General features: G+C 57.0%; 11 protein-coding genes and 1 pseudogene. 7 read left to right on the forward strand and 5 right to left on the reverse strand.

The annotated features are described in order from the left end of the window. Positions 1-5: 5 nt before the first annotated feature. The 5 genes and pseudogenes from ACW44H_RS17650 (at position 6) to ACW44H_RS17670 (ending at position 4251) form a co-directional block, all read left to right on the forward strand. Positions 6-1061, forward strand: coding sequence for a ChuX/HutX family heme-like substrate-binding protein (locus ACW44H_RS17650; RefSeq protein WP_457505824.1), 1056 nt, complete (start codon positions 6-8; stop codon positions 1059-1061). Further along, entirely contained in the window at positions 1058-1963 is a 906-nt protein-coding gene (locus ACW44H_RS17655; protein WP_457505825.1) for a heme/hemin ABC transporter substrate-binding protein, read from the forward strand. Before ACW44H_RS17650 ends, ACW44H_RS17655 begins: the two co-directional genes overlap by 4 nt. Further along, complete coding sequence (locus tag ACW44H_RS17660; protein ID WP_457505826.1) at positions 1960-3000, forward strand: FecCD family ABC transporter permease; 1041 nt, start codon at positions 1960-1962, stop codon at positions 2998-3000. Before ACW44H_RS17655 ends, ACW44H_RS17660 begins: the two co-directional genes overlap by 4 nt. Before the next feature lie 53 nt (positions 3001-3053). Continuing rightward, positions 3054-3743 (forward strand): annotated as a pseudogene (locus tag ACW44H_RS17665) (ATP-binding cassette domain-containing protein); the annotation flags it as partial. Positions 3744-3864: 121 nt separating this feature from the next. Beyond that, positions 3865-4251: a YbaN family protein gene (locus tag ACW44H_RS17670; protein WP_113270999.1), complete on the forward strand. Its 387-nt coding sequence runs from the start codon at positions 3865-3867 to the stop codon at positions 4249-4251. Positions 4252-4290: 39 nt separating this feature from the next. On the opposite strand, the gene ACW44H_RS17675 is transcribed toward ACW44H_RS17670, so the two are convergent. Then, positions 4291-4797 (reverse strand): Lrp/AsnC family transcriptional regulator, encoded by a 507-nt coding sequence (locus tag ACW44H_RS17675; protein WP_457505827.1) that lies wholly within the window; start codon positions 4795-4797, stop codon positions 4291-4293. 209 nt (positions 4798-5006) lie between these two features. On the opposite strand from ACW44H_RS17675, the gene ACW44H_RS17680 reads away from it, so the two are divergent. Then, on the forward strand, positions 5007-6023 hold the full coding sequence (locus ACW44H_RS17680; RefSeq protein ID WP_457505828.1) for a 1-aminocyclopropane-1-carboxylate deaminase: 1017 nt from the start codon (positions 5007-5009) through the stop codon (positions 6021-6023). A gap of 254 nt (positions 6024-6277) precedes the next feature. Next, positions 6278-7633, forward strand: a complete 1356-nt coding sequence (gene mgtE / locus ACW44H_RS17685; RefSeq protein ID WP_457505829.1) for a magnesium transporter — start codon at positions 6278-6280, stop codon at positions 7631-7633. 70 nt (positions 7634-7703) lie between these two features. On the opposite strand, the gene ACW44H_RS17690 is transcribed toward mgtE, so the two are convergent. The 4 genes from ACW44H_RS17690 to iolD form a co-directional block, all read right to left on the reverse strand. Beyond that, positions 7704-8825: a Gfo/Idh/MocA family protein gene (locus ACW44H_RS17690; protein WP_457505830.1), complete on the reverse strand. Its 1122-nt coding sequence runs from the start codon at positions 8823-8825 to the stop codon at positions 7704-7706. A gap of 74 nt (positions 8826-8899) precedes the next feature. Beyond that, complete coding sequence (locus tag ACW44H_RS17695; protein WP_457505831.1) at positions 8900-10402, reverse strand: CoA-acylating methylmalonate-semialdehyde dehydrogenase; 1503 nt, start codon at positions 10400-10402, stop codon at positions 8900-8902. A 35-nt stretch (positions 10403-10437) separates the two neighbouring features. After that, on the reverse strand, positions 10438-11340 hold the full coding sequence (iolE, locus tag ACW44H_RS17700) for a myo-inosose-2 dehydratase (RefSeq protein WP_457505832.1): 903 nt from the start codon (positions 11338-11340) through the stop codon (positions 10438-10440). 83 nt (positions 11341-11423) lie between these two features. Continuing rightward, positions 11424-13271: a 3D-(3,5/4)-trihydroxycyclohexane-1,2-dione acylhydrolase (decyclizing) gene (gene iolD, locus ACW44H_RS17705; RefSeq protein ID WP_457505833.1), complete on the reverse strand. Its 1848-nt coding sequence runs from the start codon at positions 13269-13271 to the stop codon at positions 11424-11426. Position 13272: the final 1 nt, after the last annotated feature.

Here is a 13272-nt window from a genome sequence, read left to right on the forward strand (position 1 = left end):
GCGTCATGATTTCATCCCAACAGATCGCCATTATCGAAGCTTTTGATGCGGCGCGCACCGCTCAGCCGCGCCTCCCCGCGATTGAGATTGCAGAGCGATTATCTATCAGCGAGGGCGAGCTTCAGGCCGCCCGTTTAGGCCGTGATGTATGGACGCTGCCACTCTCGCCTAGCGATATCGCCGCTTACCTGCCGCAGTTGGGGCGGGTTAAAGCCCTAACCCGCTCACGACTGGCCGTGCTAGAACAAACCGGCGATTACCCTGAGCTCCGCGACGGGCCACAAACAGGTTTATTACTCGATCCCGGTGGTCTGGACCTACGGCTACTCTACACACACTGGCACTGGGCTTGTTTGATTCGTGACCCAATGCCTGACGCAAAAGAGCCAGCGCCTCCGTGGCGTTGGAGCCTGCAGATATTCAACCAGCATGGCTGCGCCGTTCACAAATGCTTTGCCCTGGAGAACCCACTGCCGCGCCCTTGGGGTGCATTAGCCGCCTTGGGCACCCGGGACACACCGGCGTTTACCCAGAGCATGCCGCGCCTAAAGCGCCCGCTGCCTGAAGCGCCGAACCTCGCTAGCGAGTGGGGTGCAATGCGCGATGTACACCAGTTCTTTGCTCTCCTTCAGCGCCATCAACTGGAGCGTATCGAGGCTAACCAATTAATGGAAGGTCGCTATACCCGTGCGCTACCTGTGAACGCCCTGGAAACAGTGCTTCAGCAGGCAAGCCAACGTGCGCTGCCTTTGATGCTGTTTGTCGCCAGCCCCGGCTGCGTGCAGATCCGTACCGGTGATTTACCCGCTCCCCAACGTGCTCGCGGTTGGTTAAACCTGTTTGGCGAGCAATTCACCCTGCACCTTGATGACACTGCGATTGACCAAGTGTGGCAAGTCAGCAAGCCCAACCGCGACGGTGGCGTGACCAGCATTGAAGCCTTCGATGCCGAAGGCTCGTTAGTGCTGCAGCTTTACGCGGAGCGTCAGGAAGGGGGTACTGAAAGACGCGAGTGGCGGCAACTACTGGACGAGCTAGGAAGCTGCGAGGAGGTCGCATGATCCAGCACCACTTAAAGACACGCCTGTTGCTTGGCATCATAGCATTGGGATGGCTGCTGGTAGGCGCACCGCTAGCCCATGCCGATGAGCACCGGCATGCTGACGGGCGTTGGCTAGTACTCGGCGGAGATATCGCCGAAATCCTGGGCGCCTTGGATGCCGATATTAATGTTGTCGCGCGGGACGATACTGTGCTTTATCCGCCGGAAATGGCTGCTTTACCGTCAGTCGGCTATCTACGTCAACTCTCTGCGGAAAGCGTGCTTTCTGTTCAGCCTGACCACGTGTTAGCCGCCGGGCACGCAGGGCCCAAAGAGGTGCTGGAGCAGCTAGAAGCGGTGGGGCTTGAGGTAGCGCTCATCAACGCCCCGCCCTCCCTCGATGCCATGGCCGAAAAAGTCCGCGCCGTTGGTCAACTAACCAATCGTAGCCAGGAAGCAGATGCCTTGGCGGCCACACTGAACGAGAAACTTGACCGGTTAGCCAACCTGCCAGCCCTACCCTCGACCCGTGCCATGTTTATTATGCAGCATAGCGGCTTAACGCCCCGTGCGGCGGGCAGCAACACGGCAGCGCATACCGCGCTCGAAGCGGTGGGCCTGGAAAATGCCTTTGCCGAGATGCAGGGCTATCACAGTGTGGGTGCCGAAGCTCTGGCCCGCGAAGCCCCCGACATCGTGGTTGTCTCCGAACGAGGGCTGGCAGCGATGGGCGGAGAGGACGCACTGTGGCAACTGCCCGGCATGGCGTTAACCCCCGCAGGACGCGAGCAGCAGTTTATCGTGATTAACGACCAAGCGTTGCTCGGCTTTGGCCCTCGTACCCCTGATCAGTTGCTCACCTTGCGTCAGGGCGTCGAAGCTCTGTTAGGCATAACCGCCACCGCCCAGTTAAGTCCATGATGACCATTATCAACGCTTACCGTTTTCGCGTTCAGCTACCGGTAAACCGTACAACCCGCGTTCTCGTCGGTTTAACCGCTGCCTTACTGTTGGCTCTTTGCGGGGGAGCCAGCTCCGGTGCGCTGGGCATCTCCCCGTGGGGTCTATTCAGCGGCCAAGCTGACCCGCTCAGTGTTCAGGTGTGGTGGCAACTGCGCCTACCCCGATTGCTGCTTGGCGTCGCGGTGGGGGCGATGCTCGCTGGTAGCGGCGCCGCCATGCAGGGGCTATTTCGTAACCCATTGGCCGACCCTACCCTACTCGGCCTTGCCAGTGGTGCGGGGCTGTTTGTAGCGGTATGGATTGTACTCTTTCAAGACAGCGGTGCAGGCAGCCTATACGGACAGTTTGCGGCAGGTTTTCTCGGGGCCCTCTGCGTTTGTTTAATAGTGTTTGGCTTAGCCAAACGCCAAGGTGGTGGCAGCGCTGCGGTCATGACCTTGTTGCTGGCAGGCTTAGCCATCAATACGTTGGCCGGAGCGGGCGGTGGGGTTTTAGCCTTTATCGCCAGTGATGAGCAACTGCGCCAGCTTAGCTTATGGGGCATGGGCACGCTCACTAACGCCCTGTGGCGCACCACGGCCTTAGCCTTGGTACTCATTGCTGTTGCCCTTTGGCTGTTAATGCACAGCGCTCGCGAACTCGACCTGCTCCAGCTAGGTGAAGCGACCGCTCATGCGGCGGGACTGGACGCGGCTCGATTAAAACGCCGTGTGGTTATCGCTACCTCGCTGGGGGTGGGCATTTGTGTGGCGCTCACTGGGGTGATTGGCTTTCTAGGCCTGCTGGTGCCCCACTGCCTGCGGCTGTGGTTAGGACCTAGCCACCGATTATTGCTTCCCGCCTCCATGTTAGGCGGTGCACTGTTGCTAGTCGTCGCCGATACCTTAGCCCGCACCGTTGCGGCTCCTGCGGAAATTCCTGTAGGACTGCTTACCAGCCTGCTCGGCGGCCCCTACTTCTTATACCTACTGATGCGCAGGAACCGAGCATGCTAACGCTCCATCAGGCCGGCTTAACCACCACCCCCGCTATTGCCCCACTAGATGGCACGATTCGACCCGGCGAGCTGCTAGCCATTGTCGGCCCCAACGGTGCAGGCAAGAGCACTCTGCTCAGCATGTTGTCGGGCTTTCGCCCTGCTCAGCAGGGCGAACTACATCTGGATGGCAAGCGCCTAAGTGAGTGGCCAATTGCCGAGCTTGCCAACCGCCGGGCGCTGGTTGCCCAACAGGAGCTACCTGGCTTTGACTGGCAAACCGATGAGTTGGTGAGGCTTGGCAGTAACCCTGCTAACTTACTGGTAGCTGAGTTACTGGGCGACTTGGATCTAACCCATCTTGCCAAGCGCAGCGTGCACTCACTTTCGGGCGGTGAACGCCAACGAGCGATGATCGCCCGAGGCGCCTGCCAGCTCCTTTCAAGGGGTTCTCCTACCGCCAAGGATGGCGGACTTCTACTGCTGGACGAACCCACCAGCGCTTTGGATATCGGGCAGCAGCAGCGCCTGATGCGCCAGCTACGCAGCTGGGCCGCGCAGCACCGCATGGCGATTGTTTGCGTACTTCACGACCTTAATCTCGCCAGTACCTATGCTGATCGCGTGTGGCTGCTGCATCAAGGGCAGCGTATTGACCACGGCCTACCTAGCCAAGTGCTCAACCCTGCGACCATCGCCAACATTTATGCGGCCGAACTGCAGCGCATAGAGGGCCTCCCATTACTCGCCTTAGCGCCTTAAGACAGCTTTCTGCAGCCAACGAGCACTATCCTGCTGAGTGGCAAAGCCATAATATAAGTCCATACTTATCCATACGTAACGGGCTTTATATATATCGCTGTGTGCCAATTTGGGAGAAACAATGAGACTGATCAGCCTCATGTGGGTAGCGCTGGCGGGGTTGAGTTTTAGCATCGGGGTACTGGGAATTTTTCTACCTCTGCTGCCGACCACCGTGTTTATGCTCATGGCTGTTTACTGTGCATCCAAAGGTTCACCCCGTTTCGAAGCCTGGATTCGCTCCCAAGAGTACGTCGGTCCCCTGCTGGTCAATTGGGAGCAAGAGCGCGCTATCCCCAGACGCGCCAAGCTGGCGGCTGTGAGCATGCTCGCCTTAAGCGCGCTGATCGTGGTCTGGTCGCTCGGCCAAGGCTGGCTGCGCTGGGCGGTGGTTGCCTTACTATTTGTCATTGCCCTTTGGCTGGCCACCCGGCCAGAGCCCTCTTCGTCGCCTTACTCTAACGACTAGCCTTCCCACTGCGTTCAATTTCAAGCGCTTTCAAATTAGCTAAACCAGCACCTTATGAGTCGACACCACCTGTCGCAGCCCCATAAACGAGCGAATCTGACGCACGCCGGGCAGGTAGAGCAGTTGTTCGGCGTGCAGCCGATTAAAGCTCTGGCTGTCCCGAGTGCGCACCAGCATAAAGTAGTCAAACTCCCCGGTAACCACGTGGCACTCCATACAGCCTGACACCTTCTGGGCCGCCTCTTCAAAGGCGGCGAAGGATTCCGGCGTTGAGCGATCCAACACCACGCCAATCAACACCACCATACCTGCATGGAGCTGCTCCGGATCTAAGTGCGCCACCACTCGGCTGATCACCCCGTCACGCTTGAGCTTTTCCACCCGGCGTAAGCACGCCGCCGGGCTCAAGCTCACCTGCTCTGCCAGTGCCACATTGGAGAGCGTGGCATCTTCCTGAAGCAGTTTAAGGATACGCCGATCTGTTCGGTCTAGTTCAGCGGCCTGATCATCAGGCTCAGGGCGTGAGCGGGAGGTTTTTGAGCGCACTATTATTTACCTTATTTATCTATCAACAATATTTAAACCCATAAAAAACATTTTATGGCAATTTTCATTGCTTTAAACCAGCCAATTTTGCAACACAAAAATTATAGCTAACACTTACTATAAATAGCAGAGAGCACGCCAACTGTTCACACCAACCTTAGCCAAGCGACCTTTCTATCGCACCCAATGTTTTAAAGCTGGAGATTGCTATGAACCTCGAACGCTTCCCACGTTATCCACTCACCTTTGGCCCCTCTCCCATTACGCCGCTCAAGCGGCTAAGCGAACATTTAGGCGGCGAAGTAGAACTCTACGCCAAGCGCGAAGACTGCAACAGCGGCTTGGCCTTTGGTGGCAATAAGACCCGCAAGCTGGAGTACTTGATTCCCGAAGCGATTGAGCAGGGCTGCGATACGCTGGTTTCGATTGGCGGCATTCAATCAAACCAGACCCGCCAGGTTGCCGCCGTTGCCGCTCACCTGGGTATGCAGTGCGTATTGGTGCAGGAGAACTGGGTCAACTACTCCGATGCAGTTTATGACCGCGTGGGCAATATCGAGATGTCGCGCATCATGGGCGCCGATGTCCGCTTGGATGACGCGGGCTTCGATATCGGCATTCGCCCCAGTTGGGAGCAGGCGATGGAGGATGTTCGCCAGCGGGGCGGTAAGCCGTTCCCGATTCCCGCTGGCTGCTCCGAGCACCCTTACGGCGGTTTAGGCTTTGTAGGCTTTGCTGAAGAGGTGCGCCAGCAGGAGAAAGAACTGGGCTTCACGTTTGACTATATCGTGGTGTGCTCGGTCACCGGCAGCACCCAGGCGGGCATGGTCGTCGGCTTTGCTGCCGATGGCCGCGCCCAGCGCGTGATTGGCATTGATGCCTCTGCAAAACCCGAACAAACCCGCGAACAGATCCTACGCATCGCGCGCAATACGGCCGAGCTGGTGGAATTGGAAGGCGGTATTAGCGATGACGATGTCATTTTAGATACCCGCTACGGTGGCCCCGAGTATGGCCTGCCCAACGAAGGCACGCTGGAAGCCATTCGCCTGTGTGCCCGCCTGGAAGGCGTACTCACCGACCCCGTTTACGAAGGCAAATCCATGCACGGCATGATCGACAGGGTGCGCAACGGAGAATTCCCAGCGGGCTCCAAAGTTCTCTACGCCCACCTAGGCGGCGTACCAGCGCTGAATGCATACAGTTTCCTGTTTCGGAATGGTTGAGCCACTCCAGTAACTCACCAGAACCGCCTGAACGATGAACCTCGATCAGGCGGCAGCACATCCTCAAGCACTTCCAACACTAAAAAAAGTCGCGCAAGAAACTTACCAATCAATACCCCCCTTTCTAACCAATCCAGTGCTTTGGCAAACACCTTTCATGGCTTTCAACCCAACCTGTCGATAAGATCCATAGTGAGCCATCACGAGCTTTCAAATCGTTGTGTTAAATATTAGTTTCCAAAAGGATGGACTCCATGCGCGATGATGAAAAATATACCAACGCAGAGGAGCAGCTGCTCTATCTTCAAAAACTGCTAGATGAAGAAGATACTTCCGCCCTAAAAGAGCTATTCACTGAGCTCGATATCTTATCGATTGCACGCACACTGGAGTCTTTTCCCGCTAAAACCCGAGATATGCTTTGGGAGTACATCCCTGAAGAGATAATTGGTGAAGTGCTAGCAGAAGTCGATGAGGGCATACGCGCTGATTATGTAGAAGACCTATCGGCCAGCGACGTTGAGCAAATTGTTAAAGGCTTGGATGCTCAAGACGCTGCAGAAGTATTAGATGTTGCTGACAAGGCGATAAAAACCAGCGTTTACGCCAGCTTAGATCAGAACATTCGCGCACAGGTTGAGAACCTTCACGCCTATGAAGAAGATGTCGTCGGGCGTTATATGGACCCCGAGACGGTCAATGTAAAACAAGGTGTCTCATTAGAAGCGGTACAGCGATATATTCGAATTCACCACCTGCTCGACGAAGAATCGCAGCAAATAATGATCACCGACAAAGATAAGCGTTTACTCGGCACACTGACCCTAATTGATTTAATCAAGCAGCCACAAGAAACCGTGGTGGATGATTATATGGATGACCCGTTTACCTTAAATGATCAAATGAAGGTCAGTGATGCTGCCGTGTTGTTGCGCTCTAAAGAGCTCCCTTTTGTGCCGGTATGCGATAGCGATGGGTTATTGGTCGGGCAGCTAAATGCTGCCGACGTATTAGAAATCACCCAAGATGATGCCGACATGACGCTCAAGCATATGTCAGGCGTTAGTGATGAAGAAGAGGTATTCACGCCGATTGTGCGCAGCGCGAAAAGCCGCGGTATTTGGCTGGGCATTAATTTACTGACCGCTTTTTTAGCGGCCTTCGTTATTGGCCAATTCGAAGCGGTATTGGATCAAATTGTGGCATTAGCCATCTTGATGCCTGTGGTGGCGAGCATGGGCGGGATCGCGGGAAGCCAAACCCTCACCGTTGTCATACGTGGTTTAGCGCTAGGACAACTCGCCGGTAACAATAAACGCTGGCTGTATAATAAAGAGATGTGGGTAGGAATGAGTAATGGCCTAGTGTGGGCACTGGTGGTCGGCGGTATTTCCTACCTGTGGTTTAGCGACCCGCTGATTACGCTCGTCATCACCCTAGCGATCTTTATCAATATGAGTCTCGCCAACCTTTCTGGTGTTGTCATTCCTTTGGTATTGAAACGCTTACAAATTGACCCTGCCCTCTCGGGCGCGGTAATTCTCACTACGGTCACTGACGTAGTTGGCTTTCTCTCGTTCCTGGGGCTGGCGACGCTGATTATTTTGTGACCTTTTCTTTCTCCCAGCAGACGTTTGGGCCTTTATGCGAAGGCCCAAATGCTATGTGCAGTAGCAACGGCTATACCATCACCCACTGCCCCGACTGATCTGACGTTTCGATGGCCTCAATCAATCGATTAACGCGTGCTGCTTCACGAAAGTCGGGGTAAAGGGGGCGATCGTTGATAATGCCTTCGACAAGATCGCGCACCTCAATAATTTTCTGATCGTTATAGCCCAGGCCGTGTCCGGGCGCAGGACTGAAAGCGGCATAATCGGGATGTTCCGGGCCAGCTAAAAGGGTGGTGAAGCCCCGCCTACCGTGAGCATCGCCATGCCGATAGAGTTGCAGCTCGCTCATGCGCTCTTGGTCAAACACAATGGCGCCTTTGGTGCCCGTTAGCGTGTAGGCCAGACCCATCTTGCGGCCAGCCGCCACCCGGGAGGTCTCGATATTACCGATTAAACCCTGGTCAAACCGCAGCATGGCCTGGGCTTGATCGTCGTTTTCTACCGCCGCCATACCGTTGCCGTCGGCCGTGGGGCGCATGGGAATGACGGTTTGTAGTTGGCCGCAAATCTCGGTAATGCGCTGCCCGGTTAAAAACTCGGCCATATTGAGAATATGCGAGCCCACATCGCCTAACGCACCGGCGCCTGCGGTCGCCCGCTTGGTATGCCAATCGTGGGGCTTTTCCGGGTCGAGCAGGTAATCCTCGTTGTGCCGTCCACGAAAATGAATCAGCTCACCAATTTCACCGCTGGCAACAATCTGGCGGGTCAGCTGGGTAGCGGAATTGCGAATGTAGTTAAAGCCCACCAGGGTTTTGACACCCGCCTTTTCAGCCGCGGCAACCATCTCAGCGGCGTCTGCCGTACTCAGCGCCAGTGGCTTTTCGGCGTAAACATGTTTGCCAGCAGCAATGGCGGCCAACGCCATCTCCTTGTGCAGGAAGTTAGGCGCACAAATGTCCACTACATCCACGTCGCTGTCGGCTACTAGGGCGCGCCAGTCATCGGTGGCGCGTGCAAATCCCCAGGCCCGCGCTCGGCTCTCTGCAGTGGCGAGATCGACATCCGCCAGTAGTTCGCAAACAGGCTTGGCGGGTAGTTCAAAAACACTGGACGCCGCATTAAAGGCAATGGCGTGGGCTTTGCCCATAAAGCCGGTGCCAATTAGGCCAATTTTGAGAGTTTTCATTGTGATTATTCCTGTTTTAAACAATAACGCCGGGCTGAGCCCGGCGTTGAATGGTGTCGTGCCCTGTCGTCTGTTTACATGGTCGGCATGGTGAAGTGGTTGGTCTCTTCACGAATACCGCTGGGCCAGCGCTGGGTGATGGTCTTCATGCGGGTGTAGAAGCGCACACCGTCGGGGCCGTGCATATGCAGCGGGCCAAACAGCGAGCGCTTCCAGCCACCAAAGCTGTGGAACGCCATGGGCACTGGAATCGGCACGTTCACTCCCACCATGCCCACCTGGATCTGCTCGCAGTATTGGCGCGCAGCATCGCCATCTCGGGTAAAGATCGCCGTACCGTTGCCGTATTCATGGGCGTTGATCATGCTGACCGCTTCGTCGAAGCTCGCCACGCGGGCAATCGCCAGTACCGGGCCAAAGATCTCCTCTGCGTGAATACGCATGCTGGGTGTCACATGGTCAAACAAGCTGCCCCCGATAAAGTAGCCATTGCCTGCGCCATCAACAGTGGTCTGGCGACCATCGACTACAAGCTCTGCGCCTTCATCCACGCCGACCTGGATATAGCCCGCCACTTTCTCAAGATGCTCGCGGGTGATCAGCGGCCCCATATCATTGTCCGGGCCATCGACCAGGCCAGGCCCGACCGTCAATTTATCCAGTTCGGCCACCAGTTTTTCACGCAGGCGGTTGGCGGTCTCTTCACCGACGGGCACCGCCACCGAAATCGCCATGCAGCGCTCACCTGCCGAGCCATAGGCCGCGCCCATCAGGGCGCCCACTGCTTGATCGAGATCCGCATCGGGCATGATCACCATATGGTTTTTGGCGCCGCCCAGGGCCTGAACACGCTTGCCATGTTTAGATGCCGTGGCGTAAATGTACTCGGCGATGGGTGTGGAGCCCACAAAGCTCACCGCTTGGACACGCTCATCGGTAAGCAGCACATCCACCGCTTCTTTATCACCATTGACGACATTGAAGACGCCATCCGGCAGGCCCGCCTCTGTCAGCAGCTCGGCTAAGCGCAGCGGCGTAGAGGGATCTTTTTCCGAGGGCTTCATTACAAAGGTGTTACCGCAGGCAAGCGCAATGGGAAACATCCACATGGGCACCATGGCGGGAAAGTTGAACGGCGAGATACCGGCGCACACGCCCAGCGGCTGCATCATCGAGTAACTATCAACGCCGGTGCCGACGTTCATGGAGTGTTCACCCTTTTGTAGATGAGGAATGCCGCAGGCAAACTCGACCACTTCCAGGCCACGGGTCACTTCGCCTTTGGCGTCAGAAAACACCTTGCCATGCTCGCTGGAGATCAGGCGCGCAAGCTCATCGGTGTGCTCCTCAACCAGCGCTTTAAACTTAAACAAAATACGCGCGCGCTTCAGCGGCGAGGTTTTAGACCAGGCGGCAAAAGCCTCTTCGGCGATGCGAACTGCTTCGCGGGTTTCATCGGCGGTGGCTAGCGCCACCTGGGCGCTCTGTTCATCGGTGGCCGGGTTATAAACCGGCGAAGTGCGTTGGCTATTACCGGCCGAGAACTCACCATTAAGATAATGGGGTAACGTCTTCATACGAGCTCCTGATTAAAGGGCGGTGCTGGTGTTGTTTATTTGGCAACGTCGAAACCTGCCTGCTCGGCAAGTTGGCGTAAGTTGCGGTAACCCAGGCGGGCATAGGTCAGCGGGTGGGCGACTTCCGGGTCTTGTTCGGCTTCAACCACTAACCAACCCTGGTAGCCCTGTTCGCACAGATGGGTTAAGGCGGGCAGAAAATCCACATCGCCGTCCCCCGGCACCGTAAATAGGCCATCTAACACACCGTTTAAAAAGCTTTTGTCGCGGTTGCGCACCGTATCAAGCACTGGGAAACGCAGGTCTTTGCAGTGCACATGATGGATACGCTGACTGTAGCGTTTGGCGATGGCGAGCGGGTCACCGCCAGCTCCGCGCAGATGGCCAAAATCAAGCAGTAGCCCCACGCCTTCGCCGGTGTTGTCCATTAAGCGCTCAACGTCGGCTTGGCTTTCGATCACAGTGCCCAGGTGGTGGTGATATACCAACTGAATGCCCTGGGATTTCAGGTAGTCGCCCACTACCTCCAGGCCACTCAGCAGGCGCTGCCACTCTTCCTCGGAGAGATGGGGACGCTGTGAAAGCGGGCGCTCCTGATCGCCGTGTACACAATGGGTAACTTCACACAGCACCACTACCTTCGCACCGCATTCCTTGAGCAGGTTCATATGATCCTGAATGGCGTCAATCTCTTCTTCAGGAGCGCGCTCCAGCAAGCGTGCGGAGTACCAGCCAGAAACGAGTGTCAAATCGTGAGCGCTAAGCACCTGATTCAAGGCATCAGGCGTGCGGGGAAACTTGTTACCTAATTCAAAGCCGCTAAAGCCTGCCTCGCGGCCTTCTTGCAAGCAGGTTTCCAGCGGTGTTTCACGGCCCAGGCTGGGCAAGTCGTCATTCGTCCAGGTGAGCGGGTTGATGCCTAAAGTAACCGTTGGCATAGCGTATTCCTTATGATTGTTTGAGCATTCTCGGCGTTAAGGTGCTTTAACCTATCGCCGACTATCTGATGTACTGCATTCGATTAGCGGGCCTGGCGCTGCTTAGCCTCACGATAGCCTTGATAGGCTGACTTAACCTGCTCACGCTCGGAAACCTCGGGCACGGCCACTTCCCACCAGGCACCGCCTTCTTGGGTGCTGGGTAACGGGTCGGTATCCAGGGCAATCACATAAGTCGAGGTGGCGCTGCGAGCGCGCACTAGTGCTTGCTCTAGCTCCGCGATACCGGTGACCGATTCAGACTCACAGCCCAACGCTTTGGCGTGGGCGGCAAAATCGGTTTTCGGAGCGCCGGCCTCCACAGTGCGGCAATCTTGCAGCAGGTTGTTGAACCCTGCCCCGCCAGTGGCCTGCTGCAAGCGGTTGATACAGCCATAGCCGCGGTTATCCAACACCACCACAATCAGCTTGTGGCCCAGCATCACCGAGGTAGCCAGCTCCGAGTTGTGCATCAGGTAGCTGCCATCGCCCACCATCACCACCACTTCCCGCTCTGGCTTGGCCATCTTGACGCCCAGCCCGCCCGCAATTTCATAGCCCATGCAGGAGAAGCCGTACTCCACGTGGTAGCTGCCAGGGCCCGAGCATTGCCAGAGCTTATGCAGCTCGCCGGGCAAGCCACCGGCGGCGCATACCACGGTGGTATCGTTGCCTGCTTGGCGATTAACCGCACCGATCACCTGGGCATCGGTGGGCAGCGCCAGCCCTTGGTCGGCGGTCACGTTGCGCACTATGTCGGCCCACTCGCGCTTTAGCGTGCCGGTCTGCTCGCGCCATTCATCGCCGCCGCGCCATTCACCCAGCGCCGCGTCGAGTTGACCCAGCCCGACCAAGGCATCGCAGCTTAGCGGCAGCGCTTGATGCTTCAGGCTGTCGAAGCGGCCAACGTTGAGGGCTATCAGCGTTTTATCGCTGCTTTCAAACAGCGCTCGGGAGCCGGTGGTAAAGTCCTGCAACCGCGTGCCCACCGCCAGAATGACATCCGCCTGCTCCGCCAATTGGTTGGCGGCTGCGCTGCCGGTCACCCCAATGGCACCCACTGCGCAAGGGTGGCTATCGGCCAACGCGCCTTTGCCGGCCTGGGTTTCGGCTACCGGGATGCCCCGCGCTTTAGCAAACTCTGCCAGGGCATCGCAGGCAGCGGCGTAATGCACGCCGCCACCGGCGATAATCAGTGGGCGCTTGGCCTGTTGCAGCGCGGCGATGGTTTGGCGAAGCTCGTAAGCATCCGGTGGCGAGCGGCGAATGCGATGCACCTTGGGAGCAAAAAAGGCCACCGGATAATCGTAGGCAAAGGTTTGCACATCCTGAGGCAGCGCCAGGGTCGCAGGGCCGCAATGCTCCGGGTCAAGCAGGGTGGCCATCGCCTGGGGCAAACTGGTCAGCAGCTGTTCCGGGCGGTTAATGCGGTCGAAGTAGCGCGACACCGGTCGAAAACAGTCGTTGGCGCTAATGGTAGGGTCTCCAAAGTGCTCCACCTGCTGGAGTACCGGGTCGGGTTCGCGGGTGGCAAAGGTGTCCCCCGGTAGCAGTAGTATCGGCAATCGGTTGGCGTGGGCGAGTGCTGCGGCGGTGACCATATTGGTCGCCCCCGGGCCTATCGAGCTGGTCGCGGCCATTAAGCGCTGGCGATTATTGGCTTTGGCAAAGGCAATCGCCGCGTGGGCCATGGCCTGTTCGTTGTGAGCGCGAAAGGTCGGAAGCGTGTCTTGCACGTGGTAGAGCGCTTCCCCCATTCCGGCCACATTGCCATGACCAAAAATCGCAAACACGCCTTCAAACAGCGACACTTCTTGGCCATCCACCTCTATACGTTGTGCAGCAAGGTACTTGACCAACGCCTGGGCCATGGTGAGTCGAATGGTGCTCATT

Source organism: Vreelandella sulfidaeris Esulfide1, assembly GCF_054072535.1.

Bases quoted from the DNA above. Each gene is read 5' to 3' on its own strand.
- ACW44H_RS17650 (WP_457505824.1), top strand. From the start codon at position 6: ATGATTTCATCCCAACAGATCGCCATTATCGAAGCTTTTGATGCGGCG.
- ACW44H_RS17655 (WP_457505825.1), top strand. From the start codon at position 1,058: ATGATCCAGCACCACTTAAAGACACGCCTGTTGCTTGGCATCATAGCA.
- ACW44H_RS17660 (WP_457505826.1), top strand. From the start codon at position 1,960: ATGATGACCATTATCAACGCTTACCGTTTTCGCGTTCAGCTACCGGTA.
- ACW44H_RS17670 (WP_113270999.1), top strand. From the start codon at position 3,865: ATGAGACTGATCAGCCTCATGTGGGTAGCGCTGGCGGGGTTGAGTTTT.
- ACW44H_RS17680 (WP_457505828.1), top strand. From the start codon at position 5,007: ATGAACCTCGAACGCTTCCCACGTTATCCACTCACCTTTGGCCCCTCT.
- mgtE (WP_457505829.1), top strand. From the start codon at position 6,278: ATGCGCGATGATGAAAAATATACCAACGCAGAGGAGCAGCTGCTCTAT.
- ACW44H_RS17690 (WP_457505830.1), bottom strand. From the start codon at position 8,825: ATGAAAACTCTCAAAATTGGCCTAATTGGCACCGGCTTTATGGGCAAA.
- ACW44H_RS17695 (WP_457505831.1), bottom strand. From the start codon at position 10,402: ATGAAGACGTTACCCCATTATCTTAATGGTGAGTTCTCGGCCGGTAAT.
- iolE (WP_457505832.1), bottom strand. From the start codon at position 11,340: ATGCCAACGGTTACTTTAGGCATCAACCCGCTCACCTGGACGAATGAC.
- iolD (WP_457505833.1), bottom strand. From the start codon at position 13,271: ATGAGCACCATTCGACTCACCATGGCCCAGGCGTTGGTCAAGTACCTT.